20 protein-coding genes and 1 pseudogene are annotated in these 14,449 nt (G+C 56.8%); 9 read left to right on the forward strand and 12 right to left on the reverse strand.

Annotation, left to right across the window (positions count from 1 at the left end; translation table 11 throughout):
• Positions 1 to 25 precede the first annotated feature (25 nt).
• From coxB to HG264_RS12930, 4 genes are read left to right on the forward strand one after another with little or no spacing between them, the layout of a single operon-like run.
• Positions 26 to 1,150, forward strand: a complete 1,125-nt coding sequence (gene coxB / locus HG264_RS12915) for a cytochrome c oxidase subunit II (protein WP_169408055.1) — start codon at positions 26 to 28, stop codon at positions 1,148 to 1,150.
• A gap of 10 nt (positions 1,151 to 1,160) precedes the next feature.
• Complete coding sequence (gene ctaD, locus HG264_RS12920) at positions 1,161 to 2,744, forward strand: cytochrome c oxidase subunit I (protein WP_169408056.1); 1,584 nt, start codon at positions 1,161 to 1,163, stop codon at positions 2,742 to 2,744.
• Between the two features lie 9 nt (positions 2,745 to 2,753).
• Complete coding sequence (locus HG264_RS12925; protein ID WP_169408057.1) at positions 2,754 to 3,323, forward strand: cytochrome c oxidase assembly protein; 570 nt, start codon at positions 2,754 to 2,756, stop codon at positions 3,321 to 3,323.
• Positions 3,324 to 3,367: 44 nt separating this feature from the next.
• Complete coding sequence (locus HG264_RS12930; protein ID WP_169408058.1) at positions 3,368 to 4,267, forward strand: cytochrome c oxidase subunit 3; 900 nt, start codon at positions 3,368 to 3,370, stop codon at positions 4,265 to 4,267.
• A 50-nt stretch (positions 4,268 to 4,317) separates the two neighbouring features.
• Here the strand turns inward: HG264_RS12930 and HG264_RS12935 are convergent, their stop codons facing one another.
• Positions 4,318 to 4,530, reverse strand: a complete 213-nt coding sequence (locus HG264_RS12935) for a twin transmembrane helix small protein (RefSeq protein ID WP_169408059.1) — start codon at positions 4,528 to 4,530, stop codon at positions 4,318 to 4,320.
• 66 nt (positions 4,531 to 4,596) lie between these two features.
• Here HG264_RS12935 and HG264_RS12940 point away from each other — a divergent pair, with 66 nt between their 5' ends.
• From HG264_RS12940 to HG264_RS12960, 5 genes are read left to right on the forward strand one after another with little or no spacing between them, the layout of a single operon-like run.
• Positions 4,597 to 5,334, forward strand: a complete 738-nt coding sequence (locus tag HG264_RS12940; RefSeq protein ID WP_256663672.1) for an SURF1 family protein — start codon at positions 4,597 to 4,599, stop codon at positions 5,332 to 5,334.
• Between the two features lie 5 nt (positions 5,335 to 5,339).
• The gene (locus HG264_RS12945) at positions 5,340 to 5,933 is read left to right on the forward strand and encodes a hypothetical protein (RefSeq protein ID WP_169408060.1); all 594 of its coding nucleotides are present in this window, start codon (positions 5,340 to 5,342) and stop codon (positions 5,931 to 5,933) included.
• Positions 5,934 to 5,939: 6 nt separating this feature from the next.
• On the forward strand, positions 5,940 to 6,980 hold the full coding sequence (locus HG264_RS12950) for a heme A synthase (RefSeq protein WP_169408061.1): 1,041 nt from the start codon (positions 5,940 to 5,942) through the stop codon (positions 6,978 to 6,980).
• 60 nt (positions 6,981 to 7,040) lie between these two features.
• Positions 7,041 to 7,946, forward strand: a complete 906-nt coding sequence (cyoE, locus tag HG264_RS12955) for a heme o synthase (RefSeq protein ID WP_169408062.1) — start codon at positions 7,041 to 7,043, stop codon at positions 7,944 to 7,946.
• Positions 7,947 to 7,951: 5 nt separating this feature from the next.
• Positions 7,952 to 8,569, forward strand: a complete 618-nt coding sequence (locus HG264_RS12960; RefSeq protein WP_218572995.1) for an SCO family protein — start codon at positions 7,952 to 7,954, stop codon at positions 8,567 to 8,569.
• A gap of 362 nt (positions 8,570 to 8,931) precedes the next feature.
• Here HG264_RS12960 and HG264_RS18630 read toward each other — a convergent pair.
• From HG264_RS18630 to HG264_RS13010, 11 genes and pseudogenes are all read right to left on the reverse strand, one after another.
• Positions 8,932 to 9,055: pseudogene (locus HG264_RS18630) on the reverse strand (type II toxin-antitoxin system RelE/ParE family toxin); the annotation flags it as partial.
• Between the two features lie 147 nt (positions 9,056 to 9,202).
• Positions 9,203 to 9,595, reverse strand: a complete 393-nt coding sequence (locus HG264_RS12970) for a hypothetical protein (protein WP_169408064.1) — start codon at positions 9,593 to 9,595, stop codon at positions 9,203 to 9,205.
• A gap of 162 nt (positions 9,596 to 9,757) precedes the next feature.
• Positions 9,758 to 10,000, reverse strand: coding sequence for a hypothetical protein (locus HG264_RS12975; protein ID WP_169408065.1), 243 nt, complete (start codon positions 9,998 to 10,000; stop codon positions 9,758 to 9,760).
• A gap of 105 nt (positions 10,001 to 10,105) precedes the next feature.
• The gene (locus HG264_RS12980; protein WP_169408066.1) at positions 10,106 to 10,882 is read right to left on the reverse strand and encodes an aminoglycoside adenylyltransferase family protein; all 777 of its coding nucleotides are present in this window, start codon (positions 10,880 to 10,882) and stop codon (positions 10,106 to 10,108) included.
• Between the two features lie 125 nt (positions 10,883 to 11,007).
• A complete protein-coding gene (locus HG264_RS12985) occupies positions 11,008 to 11,238 on the reverse strand; it encodes a glycine zipper family protein (protein WP_169405751.1) in 231 nt (76 codons plus the stop codon).
• Positions 11,239 to 11,337: 99 nt separating this feature from the next.
• On the reverse strand, positions 11,338 to 11,721 hold the full coding sequence (locus HG264_RS12990; RefSeq protein ID WP_169408067.1) for a hypothetical protein: 384 nt from the start codon (positions 11,719 to 11,721) through the stop codon (positions 11,338 to 11,340).
• Positions 11,722 to 11,881: 160 nt separating this feature from the next.
• On the reverse strand, positions 11,882 to 12,235 hold the full coding sequence (locus tag HG264_RS12995; RefSeq protein WP_169408068.1) for a hypothetical protein: 354 nt from the start codon (positions 12,233 to 12,235) through the stop codon (positions 11,882 to 11,884).
• Between the two features lie 103 nt (positions 12,236 to 12,338).
• Complete coding sequence (fos, locus tag HG264_RS13000) at positions 12,339 to 12,737, reverse strand: fosfomycin resistance glutathione transferase (RefSeq protein ID WP_169408069.1); 399 nt, start codon at positions 12,735 to 12,737, stop codon at positions 12,339 to 12,341.
• Positions 12,738 to 12,794: 57 nt separating this feature from the next.
• Positions 12,795 to 13,295, reverse strand: coding sequence for a L,D-transpeptidase family protein (locus HG264_RS18855; RefSeq protein ID WP_372240242.1), 501 nt, complete (start codon positions 13,293 to 13,295; stop codon positions 12,795 to 12,797).
• 51 nt (positions 13,296 to 13,346) lie between these two features.
• On the reverse strand, positions 13,347 to 13,580 hold the full coding sequence (locus HG264_RS18515; RefSeq protein WP_218572997.1) for a hypothetical protein: 234 nt from the start codon (positions 13,578 to 13,580) through the stop codon (positions 13,347 to 13,349).
• Positions 13,581 to 13,728: 148 nt separating this feature from the next.
• Positions 13,729 to 14,238 (reverse strand): demethoxyubiquinone hydroxylase family protein, encoded by a 510-nt coding sequence (locus HG264_RS13010; RefSeq protein WP_169408070.1) that lies wholly within the window; start codon positions 14,236 to 14,238, stop codon positions 13,729 to 13,731.
• Between the last annotated feature and the right edge of the window lie 211 nt (positions 14,239 to 14,449).

The following is a 14,449-nucleotide window of genomic DNA, read 5'->3' on the forward strand; positions in this document are numbered from 1 at the left end:
AAAAAAATAAACAGGGGAACCGGGAATGTTGCGATACGCAAGTGCCTGGCTGGGTGGTCTGTCACTGTCAGCAGTCAGCAGTTCCGCCAGCGCAGACTGGGAAGTAAACATGACCAGGGGGGTGACCGACGTCAGCCACTCGGTCTTCAACCTCCATATGACCATTTTCTGGATCTGCGTGGCCATCGGCGTCATCGTCTTTGGCATCATGTTCTGGTCCATGTTCATGCATCGCAAATCCCGCGGTGCGGTTCCGGCTACATTTCATGAAAACCTCACGGTCGAGATTCTCTGGACCGTTATCCCGCTGCTCATTCTGGTCGGCATTGCCATTCCGGCCACCCGGACGCTGATTGATATCTACGACGCCGACGACGCCGACATCGATATCATGGTCACCGGTTATCAGTGGCGCTGGCAGTACAACTACCTGAACGAAGACGTCAGCTTCTTCAGCCACATGACAACCTCCCGCGATGCCATCAACAACCTGGCCGACAAGGGCGAGAACTACTTGCTTGAAGTCGATGAGCCGGTGGTGATCCCGGTGGGCAAGAAGGTACGTTTTTTAGTCACCGCGGCCGACGTCATCCATTCATGGTGGGTGCCGGCGCTGGCAGTGAAAAAGGATGCCATTCCCGGCTTCGTCAATGAGGCCTGGACCCGCGTGGAGGAGCCCGGCATCTACCGCGGCCAATGCACCGAACTCTGCGGCCGTGATCATGCGTTCATGCCGATCGTGGTCGACGCACGCACTCAGGAAGACTATGACGCCTGGCTGGCGGAGAAGAAGGAATTCGCCGCCCGTGAAGCCGAGCTGACCGAGAAGGAATGGACCCTCGAGGAGCTGGTGGAACGCGGCGAGAAAGTCTATTCCAGCACCTGTGCGTCATGTCACCAGCCTACCGGCCAGGGCATCCCCGGTGCCTTCCCGTCACTCGTCGGCACCGACATGGTCATGAACGACATCACCGGTCACATCGACATTGTCGTCAACGGCAGCCCCGGTACCGCCATGGCGGCTTTCGGTCAGCAGCTCTCCGAAGTGGATCTGGCAGCGGTCATCACCTACGAACGTAACGCCTGGGGCAACGACACCGGCGACATCGTGACACCGCTCGACATCCTCGAATTAGAAGAAGACCAATAGGAGACCTGTCATGAGTGCAGTGATCGATCACCATCACGCCGACCATGGACATGGTCCGGCCAAGGGCCTGATGCGCTGGGTGCTGACTACCAACCACAAGGACATCGGCTCGATGTACCTGTGGTTCAGCTTCGCGATGTTCCTGCTCGGCGGCAGCATGGCCATGATTATCCGCGCCGAGCTGTTCCAACCCGGTCTGCAGCTGGTGCAGCCCGAATTCTTCAATCAGATGACCACCAGCCATGGTCTGATCATGGTGTTCGGCGCGGTGATGCCGGCCTTTGTCGGCCTGGCCAACTGGATGATTCCGCTGATGATCGGGGCGCCCGACATGGCCCTGCCGCGGATGAACAACTTCAGTTTCTGGTTGTTGCCGGCGGCCTTCGGCCTGTTGATTTCGACGCTGTTCATGGAGGGCGGCGGCCCGAACTTCGGCTGGACCTTCTACGCGCCGCTGTCCACGACCTACGCGCCGCCGAGCGTGACCTTCTTCATCTTCGCCATTCACCTGGCCGGTATCAGTTCGATCATGGGGGCGATCAACATCATCGCCACCATTCTCAACCTGCGCGCGCCCGGCATGACGCTGATGAAGATGCCGCTGTTTGTCTGGACCTGGCTGATCACCGCCTTCCTGCTGATTGCGGTAATGCCGGTTCTGGCCGGTGCGGTGACCATGATGCTGATGGACATCCACTTTGGCACCAGCTTCTTTAATGCGGCGGGTGGCGGCGATCCGGTGATGTTCCAGCACATCTTCTGGTTCTTCGGGCATCCCGAGGTGTACATCATGATCCTGCCAGCCTTCGGTACGGTGAGCATGATCATCCCGGCATTCTCCCGTAAACCGCTGTTCGGCTATACCTCGATGGTGTACGCCACCGGCGCCATCGCCTTCCTGTCATTCGCGGTATGGGCGCACCACATGTTTACCGTGGGTATCCCGCTGACCGGCGAACTGTTCTTCATGTACGCCACCATGCTGATCGCCGTCCCCACCGGGGTGAAGGTGTTCAACTGGGTGTCGACCATGTTCCGCGGCTCGCTGACCTTCGAAGCGCCCATGCTGTTCTCGGTGGCCTTCGTCATCCTGTTCACCATCGGGGGCTTCTCGGGTCTGATGCTGGCGATGGCGCCGGCGGACTTCCAGTATCACGACACCTACTTTGTGGTGGCGCACTTCCATTACGTACTGGTGCCCGGCGCGATCTTCGGTATCTTCGCCTCAGCCTACTATTGGCTGCCCAAGTGGACCGGCCACATGTACGACGAAGTTCTGGCCAAGACGCATTTCTGGATGTCCTTCATCGGCATGAACCTGGCGTTCTTCCCGATGCACTTTGTCGGTCTGGCAGGCATGCCGCGGCGGATCCCGGACTACAACATGATGTTCGCCAACTTCAACATGGTCTCCTCGGTGGGTGCCTTCATGTTCGGGGCGACGCAGTTGCTGTTCCTGTACATCGTCATCAAGTGCATCCGTGGCGGCCCGAAAGCGGCTGCCAAACCCTGGGAAGGCGCTGAAGGTCTGGAATGGACGGTGCCCTCACCTGCTCCGTACCACACCTTCACTACCCCGCCAGAAGTGAAGTGAGGTATTGGCATGAGCGAAGGCATCAGCACTAAACGACTGGTAACCCGGCTGGGTCTGCTGGTGGTCGGCATGTTCGGTTTCGGCTTCCTGCTGGTACCGATCTATGACGTGATGTGCGATGCCTTCGGCATCAACGGGAAGACCCGCGGTGCGGCCTACGAAGGTGCCGGCTCGGTCGTGGATGAAACCCGCTCGATCCGCGTGCAGTTCGTTTCGACCAAAGCCGAAGGCATGACCTGGTCTTTCGGCCCGCAGGCCAACGAACTGGTCATGCATCCGGGCGAAACCCGCGAAATGATCTTCACGGCGCACAACCCGACCGACAAGCCGATGGTGGCGCAGGCGATTCCCAGCGTAGCGCCATCCAAGGCAGCGGCCTATTTCCACAAGACCGAGTGCTTCTGCTTCACCCAGCAGGTGCTGCAGCCCGGCGAGCGGGTGGAAATGCCGGTGCGCTTCATCATCGACTCCGCCCTCCCGGGTGAAGTCCGCCGGCTCACTCTGGCCTACACTCTGTTTGATGTGACCGAACGTATGGCAGCCAGCCTTGATCTGGCTTCAATGCAGCACCCTGACTGAACTGCATGCCGCGTTAATCAGGCTGCCTATAAGGAGAACAAAAGATGGCAAGTCACGACACGAGTCATGAAATTTACTATGTACCGCCGCAGAGCAAATGGCCGATTGTTGGCTCGCTTGGCCTGCTGGTAACGGTGTTTGGCGCTGGCACCATGATGAACAACATGAGCGCCGGTTCTGATAGCAGCCTCGGGCACTGGATATTGCTGGCCGGCATCCTGATCATCGCCTACATGATGTTCGGCTGGTTCAGTAATGTGGTGAATGAGAGCCGCAAGGGGCTCTACAGCGCGCAGATGGATCGCTCGTTCCGCATGGGGATGGGCTGGTTCATCTTCTCCGAGGTGATGTTCTTTTCCGCGTTCTTTGGCGCGCTCTTCTATGTTCGCATGCTCGCTGGCCCATGGCTGGCAGGCGAAGGGCACAAAGGCGAATCCGGCCTGCTATGGCCCGAGTTCCAGTTCGTCTGGCCGCTGTTGCAGAACCCCGATCCGGCGGTCTATCCCGGCCCCACGGAGACGATCAGCCCTTGGCAATTACCGCTGATCAACACCGTGATCCTGATTACCTCGAGCATAACCATCACCTTCGCGCACCATGCGCTGCGAGCGGCCAAACGCACGGCGCTGACGCTCTGGCTCGCGCTCACGGTGTTGCTGGCGCTGATCTTCCTGACCCTGCAGATCATGGAGTACATCCATGCCTACAACGATCTCGGGCTGACGCTGGATTCGGGGATCTACGGGGCGACCTTCTTCATGCTGACCGGCTTCCACGGCTTTCACGTGGCGATGGGTACGCTGATCCTGACCATCATGCTGCTGCGTGTAATGAAGGGCCATTTCACCTCGGATAACCACTTCGGCTTCGAAGCCGCAGCCTGGTATTGGCACTTCGTCGATGTGGTGTGGGTGGGTCTGTTTATCTTTGTCTACGTCCTGTGAAGGACTGCCAGCGCGGGCAACCGCGCTGGCAACTCATCGAAGGGAAGCTACTAATTGAGCCAGGGCGTATTCCAGCCAAACTGTCCGGACCAGAAGCCATACGCAATGAGCGCGACCACGGCGACGGTCAAGGCGATACGTAGCGACAGGGCACTGACCAGCCGGTTACTGCGCTCGGTATCCTTCATCAGAAAAAACAATCCACTGAACAGACTTACTACCAGCGCCGCCAGCAAGACCAGAATGGCCAGTTTCAACCACATAAGCATTCCATCCATGTTTATTCGAATTTGCCCGAGTATAGCCCTCCATCCAGGCTGCACGAAGCCATGTCTGCCGCTGTAATGCCGGCACGCTTCCGCCCCGGTTGGCTGCTAAGCCTGTGGGTGCTGGCGTTCATGCCATTGCTGATCGGGCTGGGCTGGTGGCAGCTGGAACGTGCCGAAGAAAAACGAAGTATGCAGGCGGAAATCGACCGGGCCGAATCGGCGGTTCCTATTTCCCTGCACAATGCCATTCGCTTGTCCGACCCGGCCTGGCGCCCTGTCCACCTCGAAGGCCGCTTCGACACCAGGCACATCTGGTTACTCGATAACCGCATTCGCGACGGCCGGGCCGGTGTCGAAGTACTGCAGATTTTCCATGACCTGCCCAGCGGCGAACGGATTCTGGTCAACCGCGGCTGGCTGGCGTGGCCGGACCGACGCATTGCTCCGCAGATCGAAACACCGCCGGGCGTTCAGCGCCTTGATGCGCAGATAGTGGCGCCGAGTGAGGCCGGTTTGTTTCAACGCAACGGACATACCGCGCAGGCCTGGCCGCGCCTGACCACCAGCGTAGCGCTGCAGGAGATGGCTGAGCAGGCGGATATCAACCTGTCACCGCATATGGCACGTTTGCGCAGCGGCGATAAGGCTGCCTTCACACTCGACTGGCCGGCACTGCCGATGACGGCCAGCAAACATACCGGTTATGCCGTCCAGTGGTTCGCCCTGGCCCTGGCATTACTGATTCTGTTTATCTGGGCCGGCTTTCGGCCCGAACCCGACGGGGATGCGAGACATTGAATGCTATGAACCAACACACCGAACTCAATAACAAACCACGCGGCCAGCTCAAACTGCTGGCGATTATCAGTGTAGTCGCGCTGCCAATCGTCGCTGCCTGGGTCATGGCGAAGTTCGATATCGGTATTCCCGATACTCAGAAGAACAAATCAGATCTGGTCGAGCCGGTGGTTACCGCGGAAGACTGGAACATGCAGCTTGAGCCGGTCGGCTACGGTGCACCCTGGCGTCTGGTGGTGACCAGTGCGGACGAATGTACCGAAACCTGCATGAGCCTGGTGCATGAGGCGCGCCAGATCAACGTGGCGCTGGGCCGTGAAGCCGGCCGGGTTACGCATGTGCTGGCGTCGGCGCAGCCACAACCCGCAGCGCTCTCGGAGCGGCTGCAAAGCGATTTCCCCAGGCTCGAATACTCCACCTTGAGCACTGATGCCTATATTCGCAGTCTGAACGAACATCCGCAGTCCTGGCGGCAGGGCCCCCAGCTGTGGGTTATCGATCCGCTCGGCAGAATCGTGCTGCATCAGGACCCGGACGAACCCGGTAAACAATTGCTGGACGACCTGAAGCATCTGTTGAAAGTCTCAAAGGTGGGCTAAGCGAACATGCGAAGAAATGTATCAATCCTGGCCCTGGGCGCGTTGGCGCTGGGCTTTGTAGTCGTGATTCTGGGGGCTTATACCCGCCTGGTGCATGCCGGGCTAGGCTGTCCGGACTGGCCGGGCTGCTACGGCTTTCTCAGCGTGCCGCGCAGTGATACAGCGCTTGAGGTCGCGCAGATGCGCTTTCCGGATGACCCAGTGGAAGCCTTCAAGGCCTGGGCCGAAATGATCCATCGTTATGCGGCGGGCCTGCTCGGGCTGTTGATTCTTGGTCTGGCCGTGCTCGCCGTGCGCCGTCGCAACGAACCGGGCTACCCGACTGCGCTCAGCCTGGGGTTGCTTTTGCTGGTTATCTGTCAGGCCCTGTTCGGCATGTGGACAGTAACGCTCAAGCTCTGGCCGCAGATCGTCACGACCCATTTGCTCGGCGGGTTCGCCACGTTAAGCCTGTTATTGCTGCTGAACCTGCGCCTGTCGTCTGCCTTGCCAACCCTGCCCCCTTCGCCTGCCTTGAATGGCACCCGAAAACTGGCGCAACTGGTGCTGCTGGTCGTGATCGGCCAGATCGCACTGGGTGGCTGGACCAGCAGCAACTACGCCGCTGTCGCCTGCGTGGACCTGCCCACCTGCCACGGCGAATGGTGGCCGGACATGAACTTCGCCGCCGGCTTCAATGTCTTTCAGGAGATTGGTCCGAATTATCTCGGCGGTATGCTCGACGGGCCCGGACGTACGGCGATTCATTTCAGTCATCGGATCGGCGCGGTGCTGACCACCGTCCTGGTGCTCTTGCTGGCATGGCGACTGTTCAGGCTCGGCCAGGCGGGTCTGGCAGCTACGCTTGTAGTGGTGTTGGGCACCCAGGTCAGCCTGGGTATTACCAATGTTCTGGCACATCTGCCGCTGCCTGTCGCGGTCGCACATAACGCTGTGGGTGCGGTGCTGTTGCTGACGATGGTGGCGGTCAATTACCGGTTACGCGCGGCGTCGAGCCACGCACCGGTCCCAGCCAACAACCGCGCCACAGGGCTGGCAAGCAACTAGGTCGTAACGCATACTGGCTAAAACAAGACAGATAAGGTGCATAAGCGCCGGGGGGAACAGATGGCTAGCGTAAGCAGTGCTTTAACAGCCAGTGCCGGATGGCGCGATTATCTTGAGCTGACCAAGCCCAAGGTCGTAGCGCTGATGATCATCACCTCGGCAATCGGCATGTTGCTGGCCTCCGACGGCTTCGTACCCTGGAGCGTTCTGTTACTCGGCAATCTGGGCATCGCGCTTTGCGCCGGTTCCGCAGCGGCGGTGAATCATGTGGTCGATCGGCGTATCGACCTGCATATGGCGCGCACCCAACGCCGCCCGCTCGCCCAGGGCCGCGTCAATCCGTTCAATGCTTTAGTGTTTGCCACCTTGATCGGCGGTGCTGGTCTCGGCATTCTGCTGCAATGGGTCAATGCACTTACCGCCTGGCTGACACTGGGCTCGTTACTCGGCTACGCCGTTATCTACACCTCCTTCCTCAAGCGCGCCACCCCGCAGAACATCGTCATCGGTGGTCTGGCCGGTGCGGCTCCCCCCCTGCTCGGCTGGACCGCAGTCACCGGCCAGATTGATGCGGAAGGCTTGCTGCTGGTATTGATCATCTTCGCCTGGACGCCCCCGCACTTCTGGGCGCTGGCCATTCACCGCAAGGCCGAATACGCCAAGGTGGATATCCCCATGCTGCCGGTGACCCACGGCGAGCGCTATACCAAGCTGCATATCCTGCTCTACACCTTCATTCTGCTGGCGGTCAGCCTGCTGCCCTACGCAATACAGATGAGTGGGCCCCTTTACCTGGCCGTCGCGCTCATCCTCGGTGTGCGCTTCATCGACTGGGCCTGGGCACTGTGGCGCGATAGCCGCCCACATGCGGCCATTCGCACCTTCAAGTTTTCCCTCTGGTACCTGCTGTGGTTGTTCGTCGCACTGCTGGTTGACCATTACGTGAGTATTGCTGGATGGGTTTAACCGGCGTGCAGAAAACAGTAGTCATTATCCTTGCCGTCATCGCCCTGATTGTCGGCGCTCTGGTCTACAAGACCACGCGTGAACCAGCACTGGATCGGGACGTACTGTCCCGCTCGGGCATTTTTCTGTTCGATGCCCCGCGCAGCCTTCCTGATGTTGAGCTGACATCCGCCGCAGGGGAGCCCTGGACTGGGGATGATCTTGCAGGGCAATGGGATCTGCTGTTCTTCGGCTACACCTACTGCCCGGATATCTGCCCGACCACCATGGCCGAATTGCGGGAGATCGAAAACAGCCTGCCGCAGGATCAGGCCGATCAGCTGCAGATCACCATGATCAGCGTCGACCCGAACCGCGACACGCCCGAACGCATGCGCGAATACCTGGAATACTTCAGCGAGGATTTCAACGGCGCCAGTGGTGACCCGGAGCAACTCGCAAGCCTCGCCCGCGCCCTGTCGATTGCCTATATCGAGCCGGACACCAGTGAAGAAAACTATCTGGTCGATCACAGCGGCCAGGTGGTGATGGTCAATCCTGAGGGTCAGTACGTCGGCTTCCTTCGGGCGCCGTTACGCCCCGCAGAACTGAGCCAATGGCTGCCACGCATCATGAAGCAGTAAGTGCGGCCAGATCGCCGAGAGGTCTCGCCCGCAGATATGGCGTCCGGCTGCGGAATTGAAGGAAAGGCACCGAAGTTGTAGGAGGGGCGACCCGCCGCGATGGCGTCTGTAAGCCTCCCTGGGGTGGTCTAAATGAACGTCGGGACGGACCACGCTGGGTGTATTCTTACAGAACGCAGCGCCGGACAACCCCGATGCTTGCCAGGCGGATATCTGTTGTTGCCAAGCGCCTCGAACCCCCTCGTTTTTCCCTTCCCGTCGATCTTCGATCTTTTCGAGATAGCCTTCACGAGCATACTTCAATAACGCCGCGTGGTTAGGAGGGAGAGGTCTCCCGGACAATGTTGCGCATAGGCTACCTCCTAATGGTAAACAACAATTTTCGATATCTTCCGCACCGTTCTGGGTCCAGCGGAAGCACACCCGGAATTGCCTGTTGACTCGAATGCTGTGCTGACCTTGGCGATCACCATGCAACGGCTCCAACATGAGGGTGGAAATCTGGGGCAGATGACGGTTTACGATTAATGTTCATCTGACCCCCATTTATTCTTCCAATTTAACTTCCGCGAGTTTGGTGACGCAAAGCGGCGCCGAATTCGTCATCGTGCAACCGATTATTATGCATTTGATCTACTCAACAAAACGCCCATCTAGAGCGTTCAACAAACTCGGATCTTCAACGCTCACAGCAGTCCCGCCAGTAAATGGTGCGGCCCATGAAAAGGCTGAGACGGTTCTGCCACCATAGACATCGACAATTGCGTTTGCACCGACTTTCCGCGCCTCTTCAGCGAGCATCGGATATAGGCTCTCGACATTGTCGTAACCCGTTCGAGCATTGGCTTTTATTTGACCAATGACTTCGTACTCGACATCGGATGGCAAACTGGTCCGCATGATGAATATCGGCCCCACGGTCTGCTCTGACACAGCTACCTGAGCAACAGAAGACGAAGACACTGACGCGCAGCCTCCTAATGCTGTGGTTACACAAATGACGAACAACAGTTTCTTCATATTCATATCTCTTCCTCGCAGGATCCAAGTACATAGATTAATGTTCATCTGACCCCAATTTCTTCGATATCACTACTGATTTAACGTAAAGCTTCGGCGGTTTTGTAGCCGCGGAGCGGCGGAGAACTGGTCCCGTGCAGCGACTGGTTAGGTGTCTGCTCACTGAGGCTATGAGCCAATGCCGATTAAAGAATCGATTCCATCATCCCTTATAGTCGCCTTAACTTCCTCCAAGGCTGCACTGTCTGTATCGAACTCGTCATCCCACACCGTGGAGTTGCCGAACCCATCCTCTACTTCTAAAATCCAGCCGCCAGCGTCTCCCCGGTAAATATCCACTTTGACGGTTTTGCCGTCAGCCGTCAGTTTCTGGCATAGAGGGCTCATTTCGACTTTAAAATCATCTTCCATTACCGATCTCCGAATTGGAATTTATGTACACATAACGCCCGGCACACGCGCCGGTTTGGGCTTGGAAATCTTCCCTGCGCCTGTGATCGTCAGCGCTAATTATTCCTATAGACCATCAAGGCACTCTTCACTCGCGTTCTTGAGATAGGAAACAAGCGCATCAAAATCCTCCTGCTTTCCCCATCGATCCTCAGTCATTCCCAAATAGCCTTCCCGCGCATATTTCAATAGCCTTGCGTGACCAGGAGGTGCTTGCTTTTCGGCCCACTCTGCCGCCGCATCTTTTGGAGCAATATCGCCGGTAGCAGCGGTCAGCCACATACGTGACAAGGTCAGAACGACATTGCGTTCATCCCCTGCCGCCCCTGCCAAAAGACCCGGCAAGGAATCATGGATCGCCCGTCGGATATCAGCCACCGGCACCGGCTCGAAAACCTTTTCCGCATGGCTCCCATACAGCGGCAGGCTATTGTCGATCACTTGCTTCAGAACAAGCGCAAGATCAGGATCTCGGACCGGTTCCGGTACGCTTCCTGTCTCAAACTCCTCTCGCAACCACTCACCGTATACAAACTCAGCCCGAGGCGGAAATTGCCACGGCACGACATCAGAAACCGTTATGACCGTCAGCTCTAGCGGCCTGATGGCTTGTAGATTCCCAATCGCGCCAGATACGTTCATCAACTGAGTAACCAGAGCCTTCCTTTGTGCAAAGGTAGGCGGGGTTGTAACCACCACCAGGAAATCCACGTCGCTGTCGCGCTTTAGACCACCAACGACGGCAGAGCCGAAAAGGTAAATGCCGATGATCGAATTACCCAGCACACCTTCAACGACTGACTGTGCCCGTTTCGCTTCATTTGGGATTTCAATATTGGCCATCACTCTGGAAGATCCTCTCGCCCGCACACCTGAGTTCAGCCGACCCGCGCAGTGAAGTGGACCAAGCGAAGAGCGCTACCTGCTGCCTGGGCGGGGAACGAAGCGGGTTCGGCTTGAGCCCATCGTCAGGTCCCGTCGCGGTCGTTGTCATCTTCTGAGTCTGCCGAGGACTTCTCATCCTTGCGAGCCTGGTGGCTGGACAAAGCAAGAGCTATGGCAATGCCGAGGGCAATCCCCGGACCGATGCCCAAGGCGAGATCGCCCAGGATAAGCCCGAACGCAGCGCCAATGGCGACGCCCAGCGCAATGCCGATGCCTAGATAGCTGGGTTTCTTGTCTGAGCTGCTTTTTGGCATGCGAAGCATCTCCTTGGGGCCTAGCACTTTTCATAAGCTGCGAGCGCTTTCGAGCTTCTGGTGAAAGAAGGGAGCGAACTTGATGGCTTGGTTGTAAACCTAGGTCGGCCATACAACGTCTACGCGCTCTTGTCGTTTGAGGCTAAAAGACGTTGCTCTTTTCCTCTGGCCGGGGCTCATCCAAACCAGGCGGACCTCAAGGCTGTTTGCTTCTGAAAACTTTTCCGTAGACCGGCTATCGAGTACCCGGTAGCGGTAAAGGTAGAGTTTGTTGCCAAGCATTCTTAGACTCGCCTTCACATCAAGAGCTGAATGATAAGCTTCTGCCGTTTCTTCGGAAGTCACCACGATTGACTTTAGCTCGATAGGGTTTCTGTCCTGCTGTACAACATATACGTATGCCTCAGCCGAGTAACCAGGCCAGAAGCTGTAAAAATCAATGACCAAATATGGCAGCTCATCGACATTTATCTGCGACGCCAAATCGGGATCCGGTCTGGACCACTGCAAACATCTTCGATCGGCCTCTGTCTCTTCGTGAACGAAGTGATAAACCTCTGCTGTACCGCATGCAGTCAACACGAGGGCAGATAACAATAGCGCTAGAGCTCTGAGCATCGTGATGATATGCCTATCGAAAAAGTTAGAGCGCAACCCCCGCCATGTTCAGCACGAGCATGGCGACAGTGCCCAAAACGAAAAACACTGGCGGACCCGCAACCGCCAACGCCCGGCAACCGTTCAGTCGCAGCGCAGTCCACCCACCCATATCCCCGGTCGATCGGACTTCAGCAACGACAACTGCAAGAACTGCCGCTACCCACAGCAAGGCGAGGCTCCAAAAGCAAATCCCCGCAGCCATGTTCCATTGGTGCCAGAGCTCAAGGTCGCCGATGCCGCTCTTGTCCATGGCTTGGTCCGCGCGTGACCCGCTGACGAAGAAGCCGACAAGCGCTATCCACTGAACAACCACAATGGACCGCAGAGCGTTTCTCATTGTTTTTGCAGCCTGACGCCCGGCTTTGCGCGGAGGTCTAGCTGCGGAATGCCGACAAGGCTGTCCCAGACCCGCCGGGAAGAAAACAGCCAATCGGTACGTTTCAGCACCACACTAATCCTTTGTAAGGCGCGTGCTCCAGCTCAGCCAGGCGAGTCGCCAATGTGCCACTATGGACCTCAAGCCGATGACCATTCGGGTCGAGTAGATAGATGGAATCACCCTCGCTGGTATTCTGCTTCCACTCTACAGCGCCAATCTGATTCAGTTTAGTTCGCAACTCAAGGAGCTCCCCTTCGCTGATACTGAAAGCGACATGTGTGTAGTCATTGGAAGGCTCAGGTTGCCCCAAGCTCAAACATAACCATGTATTACCTGCGGTCAGGTACGCACCTGTCTCCCAGAACACATGCAGTTTCATCCCCAACAGATCACGGTAGAACTCGATCGACTGTCGCAGATTCCGCACGGAAAAGGTGATGTGGTTGATGCCGGTAATCATGCGCTGCACCTTGAGTGAACGTAATGCGGAGCTAAGCCGTCGCTAAGGCGGTAAGCCTCAGCGGATTGCTACGTATTGAACCAGCAAGTCTAAAGCCGCAACGGATGCGACGGACATTAGCCACCAGCCAAAGCATATACCTAGCCGAGAAGGCACAAACTCCGTCCAGAGTACGCTACCCAGAACAAAAACCAAGCACAGATAGATGCACGCCCTGGTAAGCATCACTTTAGGACTGATCCCCCCATTGATCCATAAAGTTCTTAATGAGTAGACCAGACAAAAAAACCGATAAGGCATAGCGCCAGTAACGGAAATCCCGCCCAGTTTCCGAAAATGGCAGAACCAAAGAACAGGATGCCGAACGCCGATCTTAATGGGAGTACCAGCATCCACAGCCTGCCATACTTCCTCCATCTCTGCGTTTGTGATCGCTATACAACCATCAGTCCAGTTAAAGCGCTGCGCCAAATAGGACAACCAGCCAAACCCATTGCGTTGCCCGTGAATCATGATAAGCCCACCCGGGCTGACGCCACGAGTCTTCGCGCGCTGAATATCTGCGGCGTTGGGATAGGAGACATGAACAGCCTTATAAAAGGCAGAATCTTACTTCTTATAATCCAGCACGTATTTAGCTTCTGGCGTGCGCTCATCACCTCCTTTTTCCTTGTGCCCTTTTGGGTTCGCCCCGAAGACGACATCGAATTCTCGGAAGGCTTCGCCGTTGCTGATCAGGAATAACTTGGCTTCTGACTTATTGACCAGAACGAAATCTGCTTTTTGCGCAGCCAACGCGATCGAGGGCAACACGAACAACAACAAGGCTAAAATTTTTCTCATGAGCCCCCTATAGATACATAACGATGACTAAGCGGCGCCCTAAAATGGGCGTTCGTCAAACGGCCGACAGGCCAAGAACGAACTTGATCGAATTTTAGCTTCCGGAGCCACCGTACGAGCTTCGCCATTGACGCGTTTGTTACATGATTTAGAGCTTCGTCGACAGCCATATAGCGAACCTCGTTGACTGCTTCACAAGCCCAAATATGGGCTTGTACACAAGCGACTGCGTGCCGTTTTGCTGCCCCATGTTTTGATGATTTTCTTCATCCCGCTTGATACTCAGAACCGCGGCATGCGCTTCGGTATCGTGCATCTCAAGGAAATCCAGCTGCCATTGCAGGTGATGAAGAACTGTCGTTTCTATTGAGTCTGTACACACCCATACCGCATTGCGACCTAACAAGGCTGTGACAGTGCCAAGCACAGCTTCACCCACTCTCCAAAATACAAGCCCATAGCACTGACGGATTCCGCGAGCCTTGAGGAGTAGGTCGAACCTGAGGTAATGCTCACGCTCGTGGCTAAGCATGTCCTCAAGCACCGGAACCATGTCTTTATACAAAAATCGTGCAATGGTCAGTTGAGCGCTATAAATGCTTATGGCTCCGCGTTCTCCCGCATGATCCACTCTGATTATTCTCTCAATTTCCTTCATGCAACCTGCTTGTGGCGTGGTGTCCCGTAACCTAAAGCTAAGCCGCCTGCTTCGAAACCTCAGCGGAGTATGCGGAGAGCTTGAACGTATTGTTGGACCCGAGCACGTGGGTGCAAGCCTCCCGCAGCATCCATGCATCCGCGAACGGCAACGTTTGTGACGCAGCCGGTGTTTCTCAAGCCAGAAGCCCCTTCTACAATACAGCTTGACC

Origin of the sequence: Pseudomonas sp. gcc21 (assembly GCF_012844345.1) — a bacterium.
GTDB lineage: Bacteria > Pseudomonadota > Gammaproteobacteria > Pseudomonadales > Pseudomonadaceae > Halopseudomonas.